11 protein-coding genes and 2 pseudogenes are annotated in these 25,317 nt (G+C 67.0%); 8 read left to right on the plus strand and 5 right to left on the minus strand.

What is annotated here, in order from left to right:
* Window positions 1-46: 46 nt before the first annotated feature.
* The 5 genes from KY501_RS54635 to KY501_RS30055 all read left to right on the plus strand — a co-directional run bounded on the left by KY501_RS54635 (window position 47) and on the right by KY501_RS30055 (window position 14,844).
* Entirely contained in the window at window positions 47-1,915 is a 1,869-nt protein-coding gene (locus KY501_RS54635) for a metallophosphoesterase family protein (RefSeq protein ID WP_507236558.1), read from the plus strand.
* A 680-nt stretch (window positions 1,916-2,595) separates the two neighbouring features.
* Window positions 2,596-3,537: an RNA polymerase sigma factor gene (locus tag KY501_RS30040; RefSeq protein ID WP_224366954.1), complete on the plus strand. Its 942-nt coding sequence runs from the start codon at window positions 2,596-2,598 to the stop codon at window positions 3,535-3,537.
* A gap of 10 nt (window positions 3,538-3,547) precedes the next feature.
* A complete protein-coding gene (locus KY501_RS30045) occupies window positions 3,548-4,342 on the plus strand; it encodes an alpha/beta fold hydrolase (protein WP_224366956.1) in 795 nt (264 codons plus the stop codon).
* Between the two features lie 237 nt (window positions 4,343-4,579).
* On the plus strand, window positions 4,580-9,028 hold the full coding sequence (locus tag KY501_RS30050) for a hypothetical protein (RefSeq protein ID WP_224366957.1): 4,449 nt from the start codon (window positions 4,580-4,582) through the stop codon (window positions 9,026-9,028).
* 38 nt (window positions 9,029-9,066) lie between these two features.
* On the plus strand, window positions 9,067-14,844 hold the full coding sequence (locus KY501_RS30055) for an RHS repeat-associated core domain-containing protein (RefSeq protein WP_224366958.1): 5,778 nt from the start codon (window positions 9,067-9,069) through the stop codon (window positions 14,842-14,844).
* Window positions 14,845-14,999: 155 nt separating this feature from the next.
* Here KY501_RS30055 and KY501_RS30060 read toward each other — a convergent pair whose 3' ends face one another.
* Window positions 15,000-15,224: a hypothetical protein gene (locus tag KY501_RS30060; protein ID WP_224366959.1), complete on the minus strand. Its 225-nt coding sequence runs from the start codon at window positions 15,222-15,224 to the stop codon at window positions 15,000-15,002.
* A gap of 359 nt (window positions 15,225-15,583) precedes the next feature.
* On the opposite strand from KY501_RS30060, the pseudogene KY501_RS30065 reads away from it, so the two are divergent.
* A pseudogene (locus KY501_RS30065) lies at window positions 15,584-16,447 on the plus strand (MASE1 domain-containing protein); the annotation flags it as partial.
* Between the two features lie 168 nt (window positions 16,448-16,615).
* Window positions 16,616-17,929, plus strand: a pseudogene (locus tag KY501_RS30070) (sensor histidine kinase); the annotation flags it as partial.
* A 23-nt stretch (window positions 17,930-17,952) separates the two neighbouring features.
* Here KY501_RS30070 and KY501_RS30075 read toward each other — a convergent pair.
* Window positions 17,953-18,306, minus strand: a complete 354-nt coding sequence (locus KY501_RS30075) for a hypothetical protein (protein ID WP_224366960.1) — start codon at window positions 18,304-18,306, stop codon at window positions 17,953-17,955.
* 93 nt (window positions 18,307-18,399) lie between these two features.
* Here KY501_RS30075 and KY501_RS30080 point away from each other — a divergent pair, with 93 nt between their 5' ends.
* Window positions 18,400-18,855 (plus strand): SRPBCC family protein, encoded by a 456-nt coding sequence (locus tag KY501_RS30080; RefSeq protein WP_224366962.1) that lies wholly within the window; start codon window positions 18,400-18,402, stop codon window positions 18,853-18,855.
* A gap of 137 nt (window positions 18,856-18,992) precedes the next feature.
* On the opposite strand, the gene KY501_RS30085 is transcribed toward KY501_RS30080, so the two are convergent.
* From KY501_RS30085 to KY501_RS30095, 3 genes are all read right to left on the minus strand, one after another.
* Window positions 18,993-19,328 carry a putative quinol monooxygenase gene (locus KY501_RS30085; protein ID WP_224366964.1) on the minus strand — a complete coding sequence of 112 codons (336 nt, stop codon included), beginning with the start codon at window positions 19,326-19,328 and terminating at the stop codon, window positions 18,993-18,995.
* Between the two features lie 420 nt (window positions 19,329-19,748).
* Window positions 19,749-20,600 (minus strand): endonuclease/exonuclease/phosphatase family protein, encoded by an 852-nt coding sequence (locus KY501_RS30090; RefSeq protein WP_224366966.1) that lies wholly within the window; start codon window positions 20,598-20,600, stop codon window positions 19,749-19,751.
* A gap of 1,220 nt (window positions 20,601-21,820) precedes the next feature.
* The gene (locus tag KY501_RS30095) at window positions 21,821-25,189 is read right to left on the minus strand and encodes a choice-of-anchor D domain-containing protein (protein WP_224366968.1); all 3,369 of its coding nucleotides are present in this window, start codon (window positions 25,187-25,189) and stop codon (window positions 21,821-21,823) included.
* Window positions 25,190-25,317: the final 128 nt, after the last annotated feature.

Here is a 25,317-nt window from a genome sequence, read left to right on the forward strand (position 1 = left end):
GCCCCTGTGTCCCGCGTTCCTCAGGCACCGTGGTACCTTGGCTAAGATGGAGTCCCCTCTCTTCTCTTGGTTACATATCTCCGATTTGCACTTCGGCCACGGCGGAGTGGCGCACGGGTGGGATCAGCAGCTGGTGCTGTCTCAACTCCTCTATGATGTTGAGAAGACTTTCACGGAGGGCCGGTGTCCCCGGCCACGGGTCATTCTGGTCACAGGAGACATTGCCTTCAGCGGCGGCGTCCGTTCACCAGACGAGTATGAGAAGGCCGAGCAGTGGCTCGTCCGGCTCGCATGGCGATGCGGCCTCCAGTCCACAGATATCTACCTCGTTCCAGGTAACCATGATGTCCAGCGCAGCATAGACACGTCCGACCGGAACGTCGGCCGGCTCGTCACACAGCTTCGCTCGGGGATGGAGTCCCTCGACAACGTCCTCCAATCCCCACTGGACCGGGCCATGCTTGCCCAACGGTTCGCCCACTACGCGAGCTTCAGCCATGCCTTCGCCCCCGCTTTCCGGGAGCAGGCTCCCGGCTCGGTCTTCCACTGGCGCCAGCTGCTGACAGCGGAACACGGGCTGAAGGTCCGCTTGGTAGGGTTCAACACCGCGCTGCTCAGCACTGGCGATGATGACTTCGGTAAGCTCCAGCTTGGAAAAGGAGCCATCACCCAAACGTTGCTCGACCCTCCCATCGCTCCAGACGAGGTGGTGGTGCTCCTCACGCATCATCCCCTGAACTCCGGCTGGCTGTCCGACGGTGCCGAGCTATCTCAATGGGTCCGCCGGTACGCACACGTTCACCTCGCAGGGCACGTCCATCTTCAAGAGTCCATGCTCGTACGGACGGGAAGAGGCGCGGGAATCATCCAGGTCTCCGCCGGAGCGGCTCACAACGAGGCACTCCCGCCCGGCGTTCCCAACAGCCACGGCTACAGCTTCGGCACGATCGACTTCGCCTCGAATGGCACGTTGCAGGTCAAGATCTGGCCGAGGCGATGGTCCGATCGCTCCAAAGAGTTCGTCCTCGACGTGGAGAACACTCCCGAGGGTGAATTCTGCGCGACGCACGCCCTCTCCGGCCCGAAGCTGGCGGCTCCAGCGCCCCGCGGAGAGCCACTGGATCGAGAGCTCCTCCAGCGCGCGCTGGGTATCCTCGGCGTCGAGCCCTCGCAGCAGAACGCGTGTCTCCAGGCGGTCAGCGTCTATGACCGCACCCGCCACATGCGTGGCGACCACCAGCAGCACCTCGAGTACTCCCTGCCGAGACAGCTCTTGGGAGATACGAGACAGCGAGCCGCCGTCATCGACCTCCTCAAGCACGCGAGGCGCTTCGTCAACCTTGAGGACGGGCTGCCTGACAGTCACTGCGTGTATTTCAGCCCGCGAAAGATCCGCGAGGCCCATGCCTCGTTGTGCAAGCCGTCTTCAGGCTCCGAAGGCAACACTTTCCTGCAGCTGAGTGAGGTCTCGCACCACCTCTTCTCCCATGCGCGGGTGTTGTTCATGCCCGCCCTGCAGCTCGCAGGCTGGCCGCCCTGCACGGAGCTCGATGGCGAGTGGGTCTACTTCGCGCACTCCTTTCGCATCCCAGAGTTCGAGCAAGTCGTCAGGCAACTGCTCCCCATGGCGGGGCACGAATTGGAGCGCGGCTTCGGGCCTGGAACAGCGGTCTCCGCCCTGAGAAATCGTTCCGATCCTGACCGAGTGCCGTTCGTTGAAATGGTTGCGGGTGAGCACCCGCAGTTCCGGATGAACCTTTCACGGCAGCACTTCAATTTGAACTCAAGCACCTTCCAACTCCTGCGCAAACTCTTTGCAGGAGAGGCGCTCACTCTCTTCGGGCTGGGGCGCCTCCGAGTGCTCTCACCGGAGGTAATCGAGATCCTGGTTCTGCAAGCCCATAGTGGGTCCTAGTACTACTGTGTCATAAACGTTAGGCTTTGCCGGTGCCGGGGACGCCCCAGCACCACGGGCAGCAGAGGATGGAGAAGATCCGCAAGAAGCGCGTGATTTCGCTCGCGGCGAGCAAGCTCGCCCGGGCCACTGCAACGCCTCGAGTCCTTGTCAGTTCGAGGCGTTATCTCGGGGGTCCTCGTTTCAACAGGTGAGTTCGCGGGACTTGCGCAGGGCTCATGCCGACAGCGGGCACTGTGAGGGCGCCTGGGGCCGCCATCGTGGCCATGAGCTTGAAACGGCCCATCCCTTGACCGCTGCGGTTTTGCTGTGCGACTGGGTGAACGGTCATGTCCATCTCTTCGCCAAAGGCTCCCTCCCATGCTTCGTCGACACCTGCGTTTGCGCAGGGCCTGCTCTTCCTCGGCGGGGTGCTCGTCGGAATGGGGGCAGGCGCGTATCTCCATCGATTCACAAACTACTGGCCGAGCCTCTCCTGGATCCTGCTCATCACCGGTGGCCTTGCCATGACGGCAGCCATCCTGGCTCGAAGACGCGCCACCCGGTAATCCCGAGGAGAGGTTGACTGCGCCGCCGCCCCAGGGCCTCCATTGCTCCTGTGGTTGGAAGTAGGTTCGCGATTCCAGGAACGTGACACGCAGCCGCCGTATCCTTTTTCGCCCGTCGCGTGTCTCTCCGGCATGAGCACTGAGTCACAAGATCCCCTGGGAGCCGCCGTCAAGGCGTCCTGGCGCCGTTTTCTCGATACTTACGAGCCACTCCGCCCGGACCTCTACCGGTACTGTCGGCAGTTGACGCGCAGCCCCTGGGATGCCGAGGACATGGCCCAGGAGACGATGTCCCGGGCGTTCGTGAGTCTCGGCATCATGGCGGAGCCGCCGCGCAGCCCGCGGGCGTGGCTCTTTCGGGTCGCCAGCAACCTGTGGCTCAACCGGGTGCGGCAGACGCGAGAGGCACCGGCCCCCGACGGCGTCGAAGTCCCAGAGCTGGCAACGCGCGCCGAGCCTCGCGCGACGCGTGAGGCCGCCGGAACGCTGCTCTCGCAGCTCTCGCCGCAAGAGCGCGCCGCGGTCGTTCTCAAGGACGCTTTCGGGCTGTCACTCGAGGAGACCGCCGAGGCGCTCTCCACCACCACCGGGGCCATCAAGGCCGCCCTGCATCGGGGGCGGGCGAAGCTGGTGACGTCGGAACCGGATGAGCCAGCTCCGGTGGCTCCCGTTGTCCTCAACGCTTTTTGCGACGCCTTCAATGCGCGGGACCTCGATCGTCTCACGGCGCTCCTGCTCGATACGGCGACCCTGGAGTATCCGGGCTTCAAGATCGAGTCCGGAGCCCAGGCGGTCAGGGACGGCTCGTTCAAGGGAACGCTCTTCGGCTGTCCCGAGGGCGGCTACGTGCTCGTGGATCCGCCTCGTTGCGAGCTCCGCGCACACCGCGGCGAATCGATCTTCCTCTGGTGGTTGGGAGACGAAGTGCATGCCGTCGTGCGGATCGAACTGGACGGCGAGCGCATCGCGCGGCTGCGCAACTACTACCACGCGCCCGAGGTCCTCACCGAGGTCTGCCGCGAGCTCGACGTCCCCTTTCGCACGCACGGCTACCGCCCTGCTGCCTCGCCTTGAAGGATCTGCCATGAAGATCAACACCGTCAAATCCGCTGATGGGACGTCCATTGCGTTCGAGACCACCGGCAAGGGTCCACCGCTCATCCTGGTCGGCGGATCGTTCTGCGACCGCACCGCGCCGACCTCGGGAACGCCGTTGGCGGCCCTGCTGGCCCATCGCTTCACCGTGTTCAGCTATGACCGGCGCGGCCGTGGGGACAGCGAGGACACACCGCCCCATGCCCTCGAGCGGGAAGTGGAGGACCTCGCGGCGCTCATCACCGCCGCCGGTGGAGCAGCCGCCGTGTTCGGCAACTCGTCGGGTGGCCTCCTGGCCATCGACGCCGCGGCGCGAGGACTGTCGATCCCGAAGCTGGCCGTCTATGAGCCTCCCGTCATCCTCGATGCGGGCCGGGCCCGGTCATTTGAAGAGCTTGCGAAGCAGCTCGACGAGGCCGCCGCGGGGAATCGGCGTTCGGAGGCCGTCGTGCTGTACTTCACGAAGGTGATGCAGATGCCCGCGCCAGCCGTCGCGCAGTTGCGCAAGGCACCGATGTGGGCGGGCCTCGAGCACCTCGCTCACACGCTGAGCTGCGATCTTCTCATCACCGCCCGCGGCCCCTTGCGTCTCGAGCAGGTGTCGGCCGTGCGCGCGGCGACGCTCGTCATGGACGGAGGTGCGAGCCCGGGCTGGATGCGCGAGGCGATCCAGACCCTGGCACGGGCCATTCCCGGCGCACGCCACCGGACGCTGGAGGGACAGACGCATGCCGTCGAACCCCAGGCGCTCGCCCGGGCGCTGGAAGAGTTCCTGGGCGAGTGATCTCAGCCCCCGGTCGATTCCTATTGGCGGGAAAACACAGCGGGCATTCGCAGTGCGGGGAAGATCCGAAGGCCACCTCGTTCTCTCGGAAATAACCCTCCCCCTCGCCAAGCCTCGAGGACCGACCCGGTCTGAACGCTTCAGGGGGGCCCTCGCAGTCCCAGCCCGAAGGCGCCCTGAAGGCGCCAGCTTCGGAGTCCGCGCCTGTCCGCGAGCTCCGCAGGAGGAGTCCGTCCGATGCGTCCCTTGAAGCTGTGGTGTCTCGGTGTCCTGTGCACGCTGCTGGCGTGCGGAGAAGCCACCGAGGAGGAAGTGAACGGGGGTGCCGCGTTCGCGACGAGCGAGCAGGCGCTCAGCGCCTGTGACGAGACGGGACTGGCGTGGGCGTCCGCCGGCGATCCTTCCAATGTCTGCGCGGTGCCGTGGCAGTACGGGCTCGATTGCAACAAGTCGGGCAGCACCAGCGCCTGCGGCTCCTTGACGGGATACCAGCAGAAGACCTGCTACGACTACCCGACGTGCCGGCTCCCGCAGTTTGGGGTCGAGAGCCGCGGGTCGAAGACGTTCACGCAGACGGTGACATGCAGCCCGTACCAGGTTCAGGAGTGCCGCCCGAAGCCGCACACACCTGAAGTCGAGATCTGCGAGATGGTCACCTACTACAACTGCCATCAGAGTTGCCTGAGCGCGGCGCAGGCGAAGAAGAACACCCTGCCTGTAGCGGACCGCAACCTCGTCGGCATCACCTCGTACGGCGGCGACATCGAATCCAGCTCGTCCTCTGGCTCCTGCACCTACACGCTGAGCGACTGGCCCACGTACAATGACCAGGAGGACCCCGCATGCGGGCCCTCCACGGGCTCGCACCTCTGTGACGACCTGACCAAGCCCATCTACCCGACGTGCCGTCACAACAACTTCGGCGATGACGTCGCATCCGCTTGCAACGCCAACCCCTTGTTCGCCGCGGCTGGCACCACGCAGGGCGCGGTGAAGCAGGCGGCGAACACCGTCTGGGGAGCGATGAGCCCGAAGAACTACGAGGCCAGCCCCCTCTACGTGCAGCAGCCCTTCTGCCGCACCTGTGACCAGCTCCCGCTCACCGCCCAGAGCGGGCAGACGCAGGTCACCGCCAAGTACGACTGCCTGGTGCAGGGGCTGGCCGCGGGGCTCCCGGCGGGCGCCGGGGGCGCGCAGCTGCGCTCCGAGGTCGTGTCCCGGCTCAAGCTCCTCTTCGAGCTGCACGGCCACCACATGACGGTCGCTCAGGCGCAGTTCGTGCGAGGGCTGTACCAGTCCGACCCGGCGGCCAACTCCACGTGCAGCTCCGGCTTCGTCCCGCCCGTCGTCTCGGGCTGCGGCACGAACCTGGTGCCGCTCAACGCGGCGATGGACATCTGCACGCGCCTGGCGTCCGCACACGTGCCTGGGGCCTCGGCCCGCTCGCAGGTGCCGTACTGCGTGGGCCTGGCCTCTCAGGTGGCGGCGGTGCCCGCGGGCGCCTGCCAGGGTGCCGTGTACCGCGAGAAGTACCACGGCATGTGGTTGAAGCTGTACGAGCGCACGCTCTCGGACATGCGCCGCCAGGACGTGGCGGGGGATGTGCTCCAGCGCAGGGTCCCGCACCCGGACGACGTGCGCACCCACCTGCAGAGCATCAGCGACTGGTACGCGGCGCAGCAGGCGCAGCTCTTCCCGGCGGAGCTCAACAGCCCGGTGTTGATGAAGCAGTTGAGCGAGACCTTCGGCATCTTCTGGAAGGTGGCCTACGAGAACGCGCTGCTCAACGTGAACGGGCTGCCGGTGCACGCCAAGCCGCTCAACGCGGGCCTGCTGGTGGACCTCACGGTGCTCAAGGCGACCCTGACCGGCAGCCCGGCGATGAGCGGCCCGCCCTTGCTGATGCTCCTGGGGGACGGCTTCACCGGCCTCTTCGATCGCATGGAGGACTTCAGCTACCTGCACGACCTGGGCTGCCGCTTCAAGGGCTGCGGCGGCGGCTCGGTGGACACCGAGATGGCCGAGCTGTGGGCGCTCTTCGGCGCGGTGCCCGAGTCCTCGAAGCTGCAGACGGCCGTGACGAACGCCAACAAGCTGACCGCGTCGGGCTACGACCACCACGCGGACTGGGTGACGGTGTTTGACCTGCTGCGCGCCAACCACGCCGTCTTCACCCAGGCGGTGGTGTTGACCACGGGGGCGCCCTCGTACTCACCGTCCCTGTTTCTGAGCGGCATCAATGCCGCACCCGCACCGATGGCCAGGTGGGCGCAGATGGTCGAGAAGGCGGACGCCTACTCGGACAGCTATGCCAAGTCCGGCTTCTTCGTCAGCACCGCGCGCGACACGCTGAAGACGGGCATCGAGGAGTACAAGTCCAACTTCATCAACGACGTGGTGTCGGCGCGCAAGGGTGCGCTCACGACCGCGGTGAACGAGTACACCCAGAATCGCACCGCGCTGATCAACGAGGTGCTGGGGGAGGTGGCCAACGCGGCGAACCAGAAGACCGTGCGGGCCACGCTGGCGCGCAAGCTCACGGAGTTCTACGCGCTCAACGCGGATCTCGTCGGGCTGCAGGACAACCTGGAGAGCCAGGCGGCGCAGTTCAGCGACTTCGCTTCGGCGTTCAACACCACCCTCGCCAACGAGTCGCCCAACCTGGGCACGGACATCCAGCGCGGCCCGATGCAGACGCTCAACGTGAGCGCGGCGGACGCGCACGGAGCGCAGGGCGGGACGTTCAACATCCTCACGCTCGCGGTGCTCAGCGGCCAGGGGAACTCCCAGCCCTTCACCATCGCCGCGAAGCGCGGCGAGCTGCTGAACTTCGACGTTCTGGGCGAGTACACGCCCAGCTGCGCGCTCTCGAGCGCGCTGCTCCCGCACCCCACGAGCGGAGCCCCCACGGCCATCGGGCTGGGCGGCACGGCGGCCCTCACGGGCCCCGGCGGCTACACCGTCACCTTCAGCAACGGCAGCTACACCTCGCAGAACGCGAGCGAGTCGGCCTTCCAGAGGGACTCCACCAATGAGCGCGCGTGCGCCGGCGTCAGGGCGCAGGTGGGCACCGAGTGGTTCGGGAGCGGGGTCACGGCGTACGCGTATGCGGAGGGGTGCATGGACAGGACGAAAGGCACCGACAGCACCACCTCCACCCAGAATGGCTCCGAGAACCGGAGCTCGGCGAGCTTCGCCTTCGGCCTGCGCCTGCCGAACACCCCCTTCCCCGAGGCCCCGGTTGGCAGCCTGCTGCTGGTGGCGATGGGCCCGGGGAGCACTGGCAAGGCTGGCATCCTCGAGGTGCAGGTGCTGCAGTCGCCCCACAGCTCGGTGGTGGTGGACAAGGACGCCGACTACTACCTCGTGGTCAACGATCTCGGCTCGTGCGCGGACGACACCTCGCACCAGCTCACGGTGAAGTCCGTGCGGCTGATGCCCACGGGGGAAGCCGCCAAGGCGCTGGGCAACGCCATGGCCACGGTGATGACCGAGCTGCGCGCGGCGACGCCGGCCTTCGTCGCCCAGGGGCGCGTGACGGGCAGCGAGCTGGAGGCGCTGCGCAGCAACGCCCAGACCCGGCTCTTGCAGGAGTACACCGTCCAGTGCCCTGGCTGCTCGTCCAGCCAGATGCCCGAGGTGTTCCACGCGCTCTTCAACACCTTCGTCACCCAGGAGCTCGCGCGGCTGGAGCGCCTGGTGCAGATCCGCGCCACGCAGCGCGCCATCGAGCTGGCGCTGCTCGACATCCAGTCCCTGGCGGACGACCTCACGGCGGGCGCGGACAAGGCGCGCCTGCTGCGGCTGCTGCCGCTGTGGCGGCTGCGCAACCTGGACGGCGCGGAGCTGCGCGAGAAGGCGCGCGTGCTGACGAGCCTCGTCACCGAGTACCTCTACCCCACCATGGATCTGCGCCACCCCAGCTCGCTCGTCCCACTCAAGACGCACGCGAGCCTGGAGGCCCTGGTGCAGGCGGACTGGTCCGACGACTTCGCGGCGCTCTGCACCCAGGCGCTCACGGCCGTCACCACCATCGAGACCGCCCTGGCCCAGGCGCGCATCAACGACAAGGCGCCCAAGGAGTTCGCGCTCGCCTTCGCCTTCCCCAACCCCACCTCCATCCTGAGCACCCAGTGGCGCAGCGCGGACCTCGAGCGCTCCGAGGCCGTGTGGAACAGCATCCTCCAGGGCTCGGGCGAAGTGAGCATCACCCTCACCCCGGACGATCTCTACAGCGCGGGCGGCCAGGGGGGGGTGCTGCTCTGTAACCATCACATGCCCGTGATCAAGAACCTGGGCGTGCAGGTGGTCCGGCCCTTCAGCAGCACCAACGGCGCAGACTCCCAGGCAGGCCTGCTGGTGCCGGTGCGGTGGGCGGACGTCTTCGCCTACCCCTCGGCGGGGACCCCCAAGAGCTATGTGATGCTCAACCCGGACTTCCTCGTCGGGGGCCCGCACCTGCTGTTCGGCAACGACATCGACGTGCTGACCACCTTCGCCCAGGACATCCAGCAGCCGCTCGCGACGGTGGCGGGCAATGGGCTGTCGCCCTTTGGCACCTTCACCATCGATCTCGGCAACGCGTCCCCCGCGCTGTTCAACGAGGCCTCCGCGCTGGTCATCACCATGAAGGTGGACGCGCTCGAAGTCGCCAGCAATGTCGCTGGCGTCAAGGCCTGCCAGTAGCCCCTCCCGCTTCACTCCCTCTCTCATCAGGAAGACCCATGAAACTGCAATCGTTCCTACGGCGGCTGCTGGGTAGCAGCGCTCTGCTCCTCTCACCCCTGGCGCTCGCGCAGCCCGCCGGCTTCACGGACGCGAAGATCCAGCCTCCTCAGCTCACCGCTCCGCAGCGCGGCTCGCTCATCGGCACCTATGCGCAGACGGCCTTTGGCGCGGCGGACGTGGCGCGTGGCGGGTTCGCGCTCGCATCCCCGTTCACCCTCCCCTCGGACCGAGGCGAGATGCTCGGCACTCCGTTCCCCACCTACTCGTCGGACGCGGGCCTGTCCGAGTGGGGCCACGGCTGGCAGACCCGGCTGGAGATCCGCCGCTGGCGCGTGCGCGGAGACCTCGACTACGCGACCGACGAGCTCTCGAGCCCCTGGGGCCGCCTCGTCCTGGGCAGCGACGGAGCCTGGTACCCCGCGGACATGAACCCCGCGGTGCGCGTGGAGCAGTCAGCCACGGGCCTCACCGCCTATCTCCCGGACGGCAGCGTCTGGAGCTTCGGTGACGGCGCGGGCGGCGCCGCGGGCTCGGCGCAGGTGAACACGCCCCAGGGGACCTACGCGTGGTCCCTGCGCGAGGTGGTGAGCGCCACCGGGCGCAAGACGCGCTTCACCTACGAAGCCAACGCGACCGGGCGGCTCTTCGTGAAGACGGTGCAGTACGGAGGCACCGGTGGCGACTTCCAGTACCTGGTGGAGCTCGGCTACGCGACGCTGGCGAAGCCGGTGGACGACTTCCGCTCGAGCAAGAAGCTGCGGCTGGACCGGCGCGTGTCCACGGTGGCGGTGAAGGCGAAGAACACCTCCACGGGCCTGTTCGAGGCGCGCTGGCAGTACCAGCTCACCTACGAGGACCCCGCCGAGAGCGTGGCCTTCTACCTCACCCAGGTGGACCAGACCTACGGCACGGCGCCCAACCTGACGCCGGCCCCGACGGCCTACTACACCTACCACAAGTCCGCGGACGCGCTCGCCGCCGCCGCGTTCACGCGCGTGACGAAGCTGGACACGACGCTCGCCACCGCGGGCCAGGACGCCATCCAGCCCTGGCGCGCCACGCTGCTGGACGAGGACGAGGACGGCCGGCTCGACTTCGAGCACGCCCAGGCCCAGACGCTCTACGTGCAGGAGGATACCGGCTTCCGCGCCGAGCCGCTCCCACCCCCCAACGGGAGCACGCAGTCCGTGTGCCGCCCCGCGGCGAGCGTCAACAACGAGCCGCGCCTGCTCGCGCGGCTGCGGCCCAACCAGCTCAAGTCCGAGGTGGTCGCCATCAACAACCCGAGCGGCTCGACGACCGAGATCAAGGTCTGCGACCGCGCGGGCGCGCTCGTCGCGCAGCAGTCGCTCTCGGGCGCCTGGCAGCTCGGCCCGCACACCCGCTTCGTGGACCTGGACAATGATCAGCAGCCAGACCTCATCCGCGTGGTCCCGGGCGGCTACCAGGTGCGGCCCAACACCAGCGGCGCGCCGCCAGCCATCAGCTTCGGCGCCATCACCACGGGCACGCTGAGCCCCAGCGTGTCGGCGAGCGCGACGTGGGTGCACGACATGAACGGAGACAGCATCCCGGACATCGTCGCGCGGCTCACCAACGGCCTGCACGTGTGGCCGGGCACCGGCAAGTTCGCCTTCGACTCTGCCTCCAGCAAGCTGTTCCCGGTGCTGACAAAGAGCGGCGTGAACCTGGCGCAGCTGAGCACCTACTCCGCGATGTTCGTGGACGTGAACCGCGACGGCCTCTCCGACGTGCTGCTGTCCAAGCCGGGGCTCGCGCTGCTCTTCGTCAACGACGGCACCGCGTTCCGTGAGGTCACCGTCCCGGCCCTCGCCTTCTTCAACGGCACGACGAGCGCGCTGGCGCAGGGCGACTTCGCCGGCAGCGGGAACACCAGCCTCACCGTGACGAAGGGCTCGGATGCCTACAGCGCCTCCCTGGATGGGCCCGAGACGGGCCTGCTGAAGTCCGCGGATGACGGCAAGGGCACGGTGCTGAACTTCACGTACACGCGCCTGCCAGCCGCTCCGGGTGCTCGCATCCGCCAGCCCGTGCTCGCCTCGCTGACGTCCACATCGTCTGGCTACGATCCCGTCACCTATACCTACCAGTACTACGGCGCGAACTACCACTCGCAGGGCGGCTACCTGGTGGGCTTCGACAGCGTGGTCCGCACCGCGCCGCAGGAGACGCACACCATCAACTTCCTCAACGGGGACACCTTCGCGGGCCTCCTCGCCTCCATGACCCGCGCGGATGCGCGCACCCCGCTCGTGCAGGAGTACGCCTACCGCCAGTACGAGGACGCGACCTACATGGGCGTGTCCTTCAAACGAATGAAGGAGGAGGGCCAGGGGCTGCGGGACCCAAGCCTGCCGGCCTCGGCGCTCGGCGAGAAGACCGAGAATCTCCTCTTCGAGGGGGTGTGCGCGAAGCAAACGGTGCACACCTCTCAGTGGGGGACCCTCACCACCACCAACGTGCATGCGAACCCAAGCGGGCTCGTGAAGCACCTGCACTGCCTGCCGGGCACGGTGACCCTCACCGGCGTCCACCCGCAGCAGCCGGAGCTGGACTTCTCGTACCAGGGCACCATCACGCGCAACGCGATAGGCCTGGTGGAGAAGGTGGAGTCGCAGGGCCCCCAGGGGCTCCTGCTGCTGCAAGCGGTGACGTACACCCCGGACTTCAGCGTGAAGACCGTGAGCGCACCGGGGCAGGGCACGGCGTCATTCGAGTACGCCCCAGGCCGCCTCCTGCTGTCGAAGGTGACACAGCCGGACGGCGTGGTGGTGGAGGCTACCGAGCGCAGTCCATTGCATGACGGCCTGCTCACGTTCACCACGCGGCGAGGCGCCAATACCTACGTGCAGCGCTTCCGCTACGACGGCATGGAGCGACTGATGAAACAATGGGACACCCTGGGGGGCGCCACCGAGGCGAACCCCAACGAGCTGCTCACCTACCAGTTCGCCACCGCCACCCAGCCAGGCAGCATCGCGGCCACTTCGCTGGTGGACGCGAGCAGCAACGCCAGGCTCTTCAAGCGAGGCTATGTCACAGCCGCCGGTGAGAGCGTATCCAGCGCGCGCCTGGTCCCCGAGGGCTGGGTGCTCGACGGAGTGACCACGCACAGCCGCCAGCAGCGTGAGACACATCGGTACATGCGGCCGAACCTCCCCGCCAATACGGACATGTCGGCGCTCGACTACTCCACGCTGCTGACCGGCGTGGAGGAGACAGCCAGCGCACGCAGCGCCGTCTTCGGCTACGAGGTGGAGAAGCTGCTGCGCCTGCACGCGGACGTGGAGCAGAAGGTGACGGAGGGCTGGTCCATCGCGTCAGGCCTCCTGCGCGTGGAGACACAGGAGAACAACGCCCAGACGCGCCGTCAGTACCTGGACGGCGGCAAGCGCCTGGTCCACTACCAGGACGAGCTCAACACGCTCTACACCTACGGCTACGACGCGCTCGGTCGCCTGCGCAGCGTGACGCTGCCAGGCGGGCAGGGCCACCGGGTGTCGTACGACGGCTATGGCCGCATCGAGCGCGTGGAGCGCGACGGCGTCGCCAACGTGGAGTTCCAGTACAAGCCCAGCACGTGGCTGGTGTCCGAGAAGCGCTTCCGCACCCCGGCCAATACGCTGGTGCGCACCGAGGGCTACCAGTACGACGCCATCGGCCGCCGCACTCATATCACTCACACGAACGCGGTGGGCGGAGGCACGCAGACGTACCGCCTCTACTATGATGGCGCCTCGCCTGCGCAGCCGGGGAACACCAGCTGGCCTGGCTTCCTGACGGCCGCGGCCGGTGACGGGTACACGAAGCAGATGCAGTATCGCGTGGACGGCACGTTGCTCAAGACGACGCTCAGCTTCACCGGCTGGCGCACCGTTGAGGGCGAGCTCAGCTACGCGGAGGGCGGCGACGTGGAGCAGGAGCTGGTGACGGTGAAGGATGAGAATGGCCAGCCGCTCTACTCCACCTCCATCGGGTACGCGTGGGACGCCTACGGTCGCATGAGCGAACTGCAGCTCGACGGAGATCTCTGGGCCAGCGTGTGGCACAACGCCCACGGGCAGATCTCGGTGGTGGACTTCGGCGGTGGGACGACCCTCCAGCTCGGCTACGACACGCTGACGCGCCACCGCACGAGCCTCCAGCACACGGCGCCCGGATGGAATTCGTCGGTCGCCTGGAAGTTGAACGCTCGGGGCCTCACCGGCATGGAGATGATGCAGTTCGGAGCCACGCAGCTGACACGCCAGTACGGCTACTCCGCGCAGGGCTTCCTCACAAGCGCGCAGGATGCACAGCACAGCTACGGCTACGGCTTCGACGCCGCGGGCCTGCCCAGCTCCATCTCGGACGCCGCGGGCACACGCGCCCTTGTCGCCGGCAGCGGGACACTGGCCGCGGGCGGAGTGACGTACACGTTCGACGGCCTGGGCCGCACGGTGACCCGGGGCAACCTCACCCTCACCTACGGCCCCAACGGCCAGGTGGCCACGGCGCAGAAGGGCGGCACCAGTTGGAGCTTCCTCTACGATGAGGGCGGCCAGCGCCTCCTGAAGCGCGACGCCTCGGGCACGCCTGTCGCGGCATACCTCGCAGGCGGTAACTACCTGGATGCCTCGGGCCTCACCCAGCCGGTGCGAGTGGACGGCCAACTGGTGGGCTTGTTGAAGAATGGCGTGTTCCAGCTCTTGTCGGCCGACCAGCGCGGGACGGTGATGGCGGACGTCGATGGCACCGAGCGCCTGGCCTCCCCGTTTGGTGACCGCGCGATCCACCCCACGAGCGCGGCCGCGCTGGACTACGTGGAGAAGGCGTACGACGCGGACCTGGGCATGGTGCGCATGGGCGTGCGCGACTACGACCCGCAGATCAACCGCTTCACCACCCCCGATCCGGTCTTCCTCGAGGACGTGGAGAAGTGCCGCGCCAGCCCCGTGGAGTGCAACCTCTACAGCTACGTGCGCAACCGCCCGCTGGACCTCGTGGATCCCACCGGCACCGAGGGCCAGGAATCCGATTCCCCGATGTTCGCGTGGTCCGCCGAGCTCAACGCGCAGCAGCAGGCGAGCGACCAATCGCAGTCTGTACAGACCGCTGCCGGCCTCGTCGAGAAGCCGATCAGCACCGTCCTCGCCGTCCGTGAGATACCCGTGGCCATCAAGAGATTTGGAGAGGTGGGCGAAGCAGGCACGGCCGGGGGGAGCATCTACGCTGGCGCCGCGAAGATCGTCGGCGGCACGGCGAAGATTGCCGAAGGCGTGGCATCAGGGGACACGGCCACCGTCGTCGCAGGAGGCGCGACCGTGGCGGACGGGTTCCTGTCCACGGCGGGGACGATCGCGGGGAAGGGCGCTCTCGGTACCGGCCTGGCGAAGGCGGGCGCCGTGGGCTCGATCATCTCTGGCGGCATTGACGTCTACAAGGGTGGGACAGAAATTCAGAAGGCCAGTGCCCGGGGTGACACCGCGTCCGTCGTCGGGCACGCCGGCACTGTCATCAAAGGCACCACGGATGTCGCCGGCGGTGTGGCGGTCGTCGCCGGTGCTTCTCCGCCGGTCGTCGCGGGCATCGCGTCCTTCGGCGCGGGCTACGCGGTAGGCGAGGCTGCAGCTCCGTACGTGTTCGGCGGAGACGGAGCGGGCGTCAACTACGTCAAGGATTGCTCACCCAACTGCGGCCAGCTGCAGTACCGCTTCGGCGGCTTGGTCGGCGGCTTCTTCAAGGGCCTCGCCAGGTTCGGCGTGACGCCGTAGCACGCGGACGGCACTGACGTGAAGCGAGGGGACCGGGAGACGCCTGGTCCCCTCGCGCTGCTTTACCGTCTTCAGCCGCTGGGCCAGCGAGGCCGGGGCAATCCCCTCCGCTTCGGGAGTGCTCTCCACCAGCCCCGTGCCATCCAGATGCTGGCTCAGCTGGCCCGAGCGCTCGCCCGAGTCGGGGCTCTTCGAGTTGCAGCACCTGCGCACCCGAGCCGAGCGCTACCGGGCGGGGCCTGCGGGAGGAATCTGCCGTCCTTGATGGCGGCGGCGCTGGCGGTGGGATTCTCGCGGTCGACGGTGTGCAGGCGACCGTTGTGCAGGATCTCCATGCCCTCATCGAGCGCTGGCCCGACGGCGTCGAGCGCCAGGCCCATGCCGGGAAGACCACGATCCTCCCGGCGGTGGATCGCTCGCCCAGCCCACGCGGGGCGCCTCGTCTAGTCCAAGGCTCTCGGGTGCTCGATCGGCGAGCAGGTCGACCGGGCCTCCACGTCCCTGGAACAAACAGAGCACCTCGCTGTAGATGAAGTGCGGCGATCCAGCGGACGGGCGTAGGGGCTCCTCGGACCCTGGGTCCCGCCAGCCTCTCTCCGCTGCGTCATGCCCCTCCTCGCCTCCCCACGGCACCTGTCCCTTCCATGTGCAATGTCCTAGCGTGCTCCCTCCCCTGGGTTTGGGAGCAGTCATGACCGTGAGCAACCCACGACGCTGGCCCTCCGGGCTGCCCCCGGCGATGGAGCAAGCGCTCCCCGTGCTCCTCGGCTTCGTTGCCTTCTTCGTGGCCTACCTGGTCCTCGCGGAGGTCAACTACGTCTTCATCTTCCATCCGCAGAAGAGCGCCATCTTCTGGCTGCCCAGCGGCATGGCCCTGGCCTGGTTCGTCCGCACGCCCCGCTCTCGCTGGCCTGCCTGGCTCCTCGCCAGCGCCAGCGCGGAGCTGCTGATCAACCTCTGGCATGACATCCCACTCTCCGTCTCCCTGGCTTGGGGGGTGATCGACGGGCTCCTGCCGCTCATCGGCGCCTCGCTCCTCCGCCCTCCGACAGGCCAGCGTTTCGCGTTCGGGCGCGCGGGGGACGTCCTCCGTCTGGTCTTGCTGGGCGCCGGGGTCGCCGCACTCCCAGGCGCGCTCCTCGCGGCGGCGGCCAACGTCGCATGGCTGGAGCCTGGTGGATACTGGTCCAAGGTGGCCGCCTGGTGGAGCAGTGATGCCCTCGGGGTGATTCTCGTCGGTCCCTTCTTCCTGACCTGGAAGGCACCCGAGAAGCCTCGCTTCAGCCGCGCTGTCGAAGGAGTGGCCTTGCTCGCGCTGCTGACGACCGCGGGGTGGTGGGTGTTCGCCACCATGCAGCCACGGGAGCTCGACGCGGCGCTTCCCTTCTTCCTCCTCCCCGTGATCACTTGGCCGGCTCTGCGGCTGGGAGTGCGAGGCGCGACGGTGGCCACGGTCATCCTCGATCTGCTGGCGACCTGGCACACGATTCACGAGCGTGGCCCCTTCGCCATGCTGAACATGGCCCTCGGCACGCGCGTCCTGAACCTGCAGCTCTACATCGCGTTCCTCAATGTGTTCGTGCTGATCCTGGCGGTGGTCGTCGTCAAGGAGCAGCAGGCGCGCGCCGCCGCCGAGCAAGCGGAGCAGCGCGCCCGGTTCCTCGCCACCGCGACCGAGAGCCTGTCGGCCTCGCTGGACTACATGGAGACCCTCTCCGCGCTGCCGCGGCTGTGCGTGCAGTCGCTGGCGGACTGGTGCGTGCTCGACGTCATCGAGGACGCCGGGCTTCGGCGCCTGGGCTCCGCGCATCGGGATTCCTCGAAGCTGGGGCTCCTCAAGGATCTCACGGAGCGCTATTCGCCCGACAGCCGCTCGCCTCAGCCCGCGGCTCACGCGCTGCGCGCGGGCGAGCCTCTCCTGCTGTCTCAGGTCACCGACGAGGAGATCCGCAAGCACAGCGTCGACGAGGAGCACGCGCGCTTGCTGCGGGAGCTGGGTACGCGGACGGTGATGGCCGTCCCGCTCTCCGTCCGCGGGAAGCAGATCGGTGCGCTCTCACTCGCCTCGGCGACGCCGGGCGTTGCGTACGGCCCCGCGGATGTCGTGTTCGTGAAGGAGCTCGGGCGCCGAGCCGCGATCGCGCTCGAGAACTCGCGGCTGTACGCGGACGTGCAGCGCGGCAAGGCGGAGCTGCGCCAGGCCAACGATGAGCTCGAGCAACGGGTGGAGGAGCGCACGCGCGAACTCCAGCAGGCCCAGGCGCGGCTGGTGGACACGGCGCGCGAGGTGGGGATGTCCGAGGTGGCCTCCAACGTGCTGCACAGCGTGGGCAATGTGCTCACCAGCGTCGTCATCAACATCGAGACGATGTCCAAGGAGGTGGGCTCCTCGCGCATTGGCCGGTTGAAACGGGCGACGGAGTTGCTGATGGAGAACCGGGAGCACCTGGCGGAGTTCCTGGCCCCGGGAGCGCGCGGCAATCACCTGCCGGAGTACCTGTCAGCGGCGACGGACGATCTGGCGGGAGAGCAGACCCGGCTGCTGGAAGACATGGATGTGCTGGGCCGTCACATCGAGCACATCCGCAAGATCGTCCATGTGCAGCAGAACTACGCCCGGACCGCGCTCATGCCGGAGGAGTGCGACCTGGCGCAGCTCATCGACGACGCCCTGCGGATCCAGCTGGCGGCGCTCGAGCGCCACGGGGTGACCATGCAGCGCGAGCTGTCACCAGTGCCGCGGCTGAAGGTGGACAAGCACAAGGTGCTGCAGATCCTCGTCAACCTCATCAGCAACGCGAAGGACGCCCTGGACGCGGCCCCCGAGGGGAGCCGCCACCTGACCATGCGGCTCAGCGCGGAGGGGAAGCTGGCGCGCATCGAGGTGCGGGATGATGGGAGGGGCATCGCGCCGGAGGTGCGTGAGAAGCTCTTCATGCACGGCTTCACCACGCGCAAGGACGGCCACGGCTTCGGGCTGCACACCAGCGCGCTGGCGGCGCAGCTACTCGGGGGGCGCGTCACGCTGGAGAGCGAGGGCCTGGGCAAGGGCGCCGTGGCTACGTTGGAGCTTCCGATCCCCTGAGTTCCATGAACGCCCTGTCGGAGTCAGCGGCGAAAACGCTCTGGTAGTGTGTCGGCAGGCATGGCCATGGCGGACGAGCTCATCGACTTCGAGCTGGAGCGGGGGCGCCACGGCACGCGGCTCGGCCGCGAGGGTTTGCTTCGGGCCCGACCCATGGGCATCCGCTTCAGATCCCGATACAGCGAGTCGGTGCCATAGAGCACCAGCGTCCTCGCGCCGCCCGCCTCCAGGGCGTAATGCACCCGGATGCCATGAGCGTCTGGCTGTGCCAGCAGCTCATCGAAGGCACTGCGCTCGAACGCGTAGGAGAGCACCGTTCCGGAGGCGGACGACTCCTGGAATCGGGCGATGCTCTCCCGGGCGTGCTCCTGACTCACGAGATGGGAGTGCTTCGCAACTGCCTGCGCGAGGTGACAGGCGATGACGCCTTCTCGAGCGCCGCGGTGGCGCACCCGTTCTAGGCTGAAGGCATGGCTCGTTTTCGCTTGGAGACCTTCATCGCCGCGCCGCCCGAGCGGGTGTTCGATCTGGCGCGTGATCTGGACTTCCACCAGCGCTCCCTGGCGGACACCGGAGAGACGATCGTTGGGGGCCGGACGGGGGGCCTCATCGAGCTGGGGGAGGAGGTGGAGTGGCAGGCTCGGCACCTGGGGAGGGTGTGGAGGCTGCGCAGTCGCGTCACCGTGCTGGAACGGCCCCAGCTCTTCACGGACGTGCAGGTCCACGGTCCCTTCGCCAGCTTCGAGCACCGTCACCGCTTCGAGCCCGTAGAGGGTGGCACGCGCATGGTGGACGAGTGGGAGCACCGCGCGCCGCTGGGGTGGCTGGGGCGGGTGGCGGACTGGCTCTTCCTGTCCCGGCACATGGTGCGGCTGCTGGAGACACGCAACCTGGCGCTGAAGCGGGAAGCGGAACAGGGTGATTGAAAGACCGGTGTCGCTCTTGACTGTTACCGCCCGTCAGCGGTGCGCTTCGAGCCTGGCTCGCTAGAGGAACACAGGAAAGTCCTGGCCATTGCCGATGAAGAGCAAGGGAGTGCGCATGGAGAGGGGCTACCTCAGCGTCACAACGGCATATTGACTGCAACTCCCTCGCGGCCGGAGATCCACTCGCGCAAGTACCGGTTGAGCTCCCCGTAGAATGACACCGACACCAGATCTGCCACCGCGAAGAGCTCGCGGAGCAGTGACTCCACATGGTTGTTATGCGTTTCGGCCGCGTCAGCGTCGACGTACTCCTCAATGATCGAATAATGACCGGGCCTCTGCGTGACAAACCACTGGTAGCGCAACGTTCCCGGCTCGGTCGCAGCGACGGATGCCAGCGCCCGCGCCACCCGCCGGAACTCTGCATCTCCGTCGGTCCGTGCCCTGAACTCACATAGCACCAGCAGACTCATACGATTCTCCTACGCAGGCCGCGCTTCGAGCGTCGGTTCTCGTCGTATCACTCGGCAGGCCAGAAGTCGTCACCACCAGGCACCCGACGGGATACTGGGCTGAAGAGTTTGCGGCCCCGTACAGGGCATTCACCAGGGCTGGTCACTCGGTCGTCGTGGCCACTCCTGGCGGTGTCGTGCCGTACGTGGATGTGATGAGCCTGCGCCCTTCTCAACGCTGACTCGGGCCGGCTGCTCGTCGCGGCGCTCGCTTCGGGCAAACCCCTTGCGATCGTCTGCCACGCGCCAGCCGCGATGCTCGCCACCCAGGTGAGGGAAAGTTCACCCTTCGAGGGCTACCACATCACAGGCTTCACCAACGACGAAGAGAAGGCCGTCATCTCAGGACTACTACGAATGGGCCTATGAATCTCGACTGTATCACACCTTCTTCAACTCAGCATAGATCCAGCTATGGTCCGATGCCAATCGTGGCTTGGGCGGCCGATCATCCTTGCCAACCTGTTTGTTGACAACCTGTTCGTTGACCAAGTCGTAGTTTGCAACCTCTGCATGGACGACCTCATACGCACCTCGATAGAAAAGGTAATCAACCCGATCTTCCCCTACCGGGTACATGCCTTTCGTGTTGAGAACCTCTTTCAGTCCACTCTTCGCAAAGAACTCCTTCATCGCTTTTTCGTATTCGTTCTTGGCTCCCGGGTCCGTGCTTGCGTTGAAGTCGCCACCAAAGATGATCGGTTCATCAGGAGGAAATGACTTTACGAGATCCAGCGCATGCTGAATCCCTGATGGGTTTTCTGCTCTGTTGGTGCCATCGTCGTTGTGTGGCGCCAAGCGTGTCGACAAGACGTGATGGTTCTTTCCATTGACATTAAATGTCGCCACCATTGTCCCGAACTTGGCCTTTGTGCCCTTGTGCACCACCTTGATCACTTCGTATTCCCCCCTTTCGGGGATCTTAAGAGGCGGCCATTGAGAGAGAATGGCCATGCCTTTCCCGCTGCCGATGAAAGGAAGGCCCGCTGAATTAACCTCGCCAAAACCCTTGTGCGAGATTTTGGCCTTTTCTGCGATGACTGCAGCTTGATCGTCCCTGAAGATGCGACTGAGAATGTATGGCTTCCGCACCTCGTTGAGTAACACAATATGCGGCGACTTCAGTTTGATCGCCTCCACTATCTCCTTTAACGTTGCATCGACCTTTCCTTTTGGGTCTGTTCCTCGGCCTTCATTGATATTCCAACACATGATTTTCAGCTCTGACTCCATGATGTCTCCCTTCGCTTCAGCCGGCCTATCTGGCTTGGTGGGTCCTACTTATTCACCACGGCCCGCCTCTCGTGGCACTTGGTAGGAGCTAGGTTGCCACGCGAACTCTCACGGCGCTGTGAAGCTTTTCACTCCTCATGGGTGAAATGATTCACTGCGCAGTCGATGAAGGAGTATAGGTGGAAGAGATCTCCCGGAAACGCGAGCCAGTGATCCGCGAGACTGCGGTTCATCTGACGAGGTAACGCTTTGAACTGACAAGGATTCGAGGCGTCGCAGGGCCCGGGCGATCTCGCTGGCCACGATCGAAATCCCGCGCCTCCTGCGGATCGTCTCCACTCCCAGCGGCGGGTTCGATTGCCGCCGCTTCCAAGTAGAGCAACCCGCCGCTTTCAAGGCGCCCCCTTCTGAGAACGGGGCTGCGCCCGCATTTTCGGGGCCAAATCCGGTTGTTGGGGACCAAAGGAGGACCAAACCGGAGACGGAAACGACATGAGCAAGACGTGGATCGGCAAGTGGCAGCTCCGCGTATAGGCGGGATAGAGGCCATGTTGCGGGTGAGGGCAGGAGCGGAGGTGCCGCGGAGGAGCGCTGACAGGCGCCGCCCGAGCCGTGAGCCAAACGGGTGAACAGGCCGCGCAGCCCCTTGAGGTACACGACTGCCCAGGCCGCCCTCCCATGGGGTGCGCGGAAGGGGACTGGCCTTTTGGCTCTGGAGAGGCGTAAGCCTCAACACCACGCGGCCTGGGTTGATTCTTGCGCCGGGGCCAGGCTCACACCTGCCGTGGGCAAGCCCAGGTACTCCAGCAGCACCTCGCTCGCCACCCTGCTCGTGGCGGCGCGCAGATACTCCAGGACCTGCAACCCGAACACCGACTCCTGGCTCCGCTCCGCATGGCCAGGCCTGAGCGATGTGGAGCTCACGGAGGCCTGTCTTCGAGATGGCCGCTGGCACTACCTGGGGACCATGGTGGACATCGTCACCCGGGCCCTCACCCTGCCCGCCGGGATGGAGGTCGGGGTGAGCACCTACTCCGACCAGATCACCCCCGTGACCGTCAACAGCTGGACTCAAGGCACCCGTCTCTGCGGAGCCCCCATCGCCGTCGGTGACACGGCCAGCCCCACCAGGCTTTCCTTCGTCCACCAGTGTGTCACCGCGGTGGGCACTTCCTTCACCGTCACGCACAACCGGATTGACGGCTCGAACGCGACGGACGTCAGCCAGCGCGTCTATACAGGCTACACGGGAAGCAACGAGCGCTCCCTGCAATGCTTCGAGAGCGGTACGGTGCCCACCTGCGCCACCAACCAGTCGCTGGCCAGGTACTGGCGCATCTACGTCCGCCAGTAACTGGCCCTCCCTGCCGGCGGCGGCGCTCGCCCCCGCAGCGCGTGGAAGGCCCCTCGGTCGCGGAGGTTTCGATCGGTGGCACCGGGTCGTCGATCACGACGATCCCCGGTGTGCAGGTGATGGTGAAGAGGCTGCCTGTGGGGAGCCCATCGTGCGTGGCATACAGCGTGGCGGAGATCGACTGGGTCGACGTGGGGACGCACTTGATGGACCAGGATATCAGGCTGCCCGGTGGGAGCGTCACAGGAAGCGTGAGGCCGATCATTCGCAGGCTCGACGCGCTGTTCGGGCCACCGAGGATGCTGAACTGGGTGATGCGGAGCGATCCGGTGCCGACGTTGCGGAGCATCGCGCGACCCGTCTGGGAGGAATAGAGCCTCATGGTGCCGACCGGCTCCACGACCTGGAGCTGGCCCGCGGTGGCATTGCAAGCGAGAGCAATCGAGACCGGTGCGCCCGCATCGTGTTGGAGCGTCAGCGTGCCGATGCGGCTTCCCACCGTGGGCGGCCCGCACGCTACCGTGACGCTCTTGTTCGCGCCTGGCGCGACCGTGAACGGGAGCGTCGTGATGAGCTGGAAATCGGCACCGCTCAGCGAGTGGCTCGAGACGAGCAGGGGCGCAGTCCCCGTGTTGGAGACCGTGAACGTCCGGTTGCTCGTCGTGCCGACCAGGAGCGTGCCGAAGTCGAGCCGCGTCGTCGACACCGAGAGGATGGGCGCGAGACCCCGGCACGACAGCCCCACGACAGCCGAGCCTCCATCGCTGGTGAGCGTGAGCGCTCCCGTGGTGCTCACGGCGGTGGTGGGCAGGCAGCGCACCGTGAGGTTCGCCGACGCACCGGCAGCAAGGGGCCCCGGCAACGCGCCCACCACCGAGAACGCGGCGTTGTTCACCGTGGCGAGCGAGACGGTCAGCGGCGCCGTCCCGGAGTTGGTGACGGTCAGCGGCAGGTCGACGCTCCCCCCCACTCGCACATCCCCGAATGCCAGCGACGTCGGCACCGAGAGCACCGGAGCGAAGCCGCGGCAGGCCAGCCCCGCGGGGGCCGAGCCCCCATTGCTGAAAATGAACAGCGTGGTGGAGTAGCTCACGGCCGCCGGGGGCAGGCAGCGCACCGTGAGGTTCGCCGATGCACCGGGAGCGATGGGGCCCGGCAGCGCGCCCACCACCGAGAACGCGGCGTTGTTCAGCGAGGTCCCCGTGAGGATGAGGGGCGCCGTGCCCTGGTTGGTGATGGTCAGCGGACGGTCCGCGGCCTCACCGACCCGCACATCTCCGAAGCCGACAAACTCCTGTGCCCGGATCTCCGCCGCGTAGCCGCGGCACGACAGCGAGACGGAGGCGTTCCCCCCGTCGCTGACGAATGAGAGGGTGCCGGTGTACGTCGAAATCCAAGGCGGCTGGCACGTCACCTGGAAGTTCACGGAGCCGCCCGGAGGAATGACGCCAGGAACGGTCAACGGAGTGTTGGGGTAGAAGGGGCCCCCGCCCAACGAGAAGTTCGAGACGGTGAGCGGCGCGGTGCCCGTGTTGGTGAGCGTGGCCACCCGGCCCACGGCGGTGTTGACCGGCACATCCCCAAACACCAGCCCCGCCGGAGACACCGAGAGCACCGGCGCGACGCCACGGCAGGAGAGCCCCACGGAAGCCGGGATGCCGTTGCCGGAGAGCGCCAGCGTGCCGGAGGAGAACACGGCCGATGAAGGCACACAGCGCAGCGTGAGGTTCGCCGAGGTACCGGGCGCGATGGGCCCCGTCGGTGCGTTGACCCATGAGAACGCGGCGCCTGTCACCGAGACAATCGAGAGCGTGAGCGGGGCCGTGCCGATGTTGGTGACAGCCACCGTCTGGTCCGAGGCGGTCCCCACGCGCACATCCCCAAATGCGAGCGACGTGGGCGAGAGATCGAAGCCACGCGCCGCCCGCACCGCGGCATACGCATCCACCAGGCCGGTGCCACAGCCTCCGCCCGGGCACTCTGTCCAGGTCATGGGCCGAGCGGTGGACTTCAACTTCTCCTTGAGCTGCGCGGGCGTGAGCCCGGGATTCACCGAGAGCATGAGCCCGAGCACGCCAGCCACATGGGGCGCCGCCAACGAGGTGCCCGACAGGTAGCGGTAGCAGTGATCCCACGGCCCAGGCGTGGCGGTGGCCGCGGTCCACGTCGACACCACACCTTGGGTCCCCAGCCAGGGATCGGTGGAACCCGCGTCGTAACGAGGGCACGACACGCCGATGTCTTCTCCCCAGTGGCTGGTGCCCTCGAGCCCACCCCCAGGCGCGGTGATGTCAATCCTGTAGCCCTGCGTGCTGTAGCTGGCGCGAGCGCCTCCCGGCGCGCTGGCCCCGACGGCGAGCGAATTGTTGCAGTTGGCCGGGAATTGAGCGTCGTACATGCTGCCAAAGTTCCCGGCCGCCACCACCACGGTCACCCCCTGGGCCACCGCGAAGTCGATCGCATCTCTGATGGCAAAGTTGGCGCCGAGGTTGCACGAAGTCTTCTCACTCATGCTCAGGTTGACGATGTCGGCTCGCCGCGGCCCATTCTGATCAGGGGTGATCTGTCCCCCCGCCCAACGGAGAGCCTCGACGACAGCGGAGCGCACGTTGCCTTGGGTGTCCCCCGTGCGCAGCGGAATGATCGTGCAGCCCCAGCACACGCCCACACCGCCTCTCCCGTTGTTGGGCTGTGCCCCCACGACGCCCGCCACATGGATGCCATGGTGGTAGGTGCCTTCCGCGGTGGGATCGTCATTGCCGTCGACGAAGTCCTTGCCAGGCCCCCAGAGCAGATCGGGGTGCTCGGTGCGTCCGCTATCGAGGATGGCGATGCGCACGCTGCTCTGGCCGGTCGTGATGTCCCAGGCCTGTGGCAGGTGGAGGGAGGTGTCATAGTTCCAGATCTGCGAGGGATAGAGCGGATCGGAGGGGACGCGGGCGTAGGGGATGCGTGAGTTCTCGGAGATCTCCGCGACACGCGGATCCTCGGCGAGAGCGGTGACGGCCTGGAGGGTGTCCGCCGCGAGGGTGGCCGTGTCGTGGAGTTCGAGGCCTCCCTCCAGCCGCATCAACCACAGGTGAGGGGCGAGTTCCTTCACCGGGCGGAGGGTGTAGCCAGCGGCCTCGAACCGCGAGCTGGCCAGCGGCTGACGAAGCTTGACGAGGAGCTCACCGGCAACGACGCGGGGCTCGGGACTCTTCAGCCCCTGCACCGCCTCCGAGCTCTCCGACACACTCGAATCACTGTCAGCGCCAGAACACGCAGTGAGCAGAAGAGCCGCGGCAAGGAGAGACAGGCGTAAGGGCATGCCGCACCCTACCATGGAGGACTTCCAGCCCTGACACTCAAGGCACGAGGCCG

Source organism: Hyalangium versicolor (genome assembly GCF_020103695.1).
GTDB lineage: Bacteria > Myxococcota > Myxococcia > Myxococcales > Myxococcaceae > Hyalangium > Hyalangium versicolor.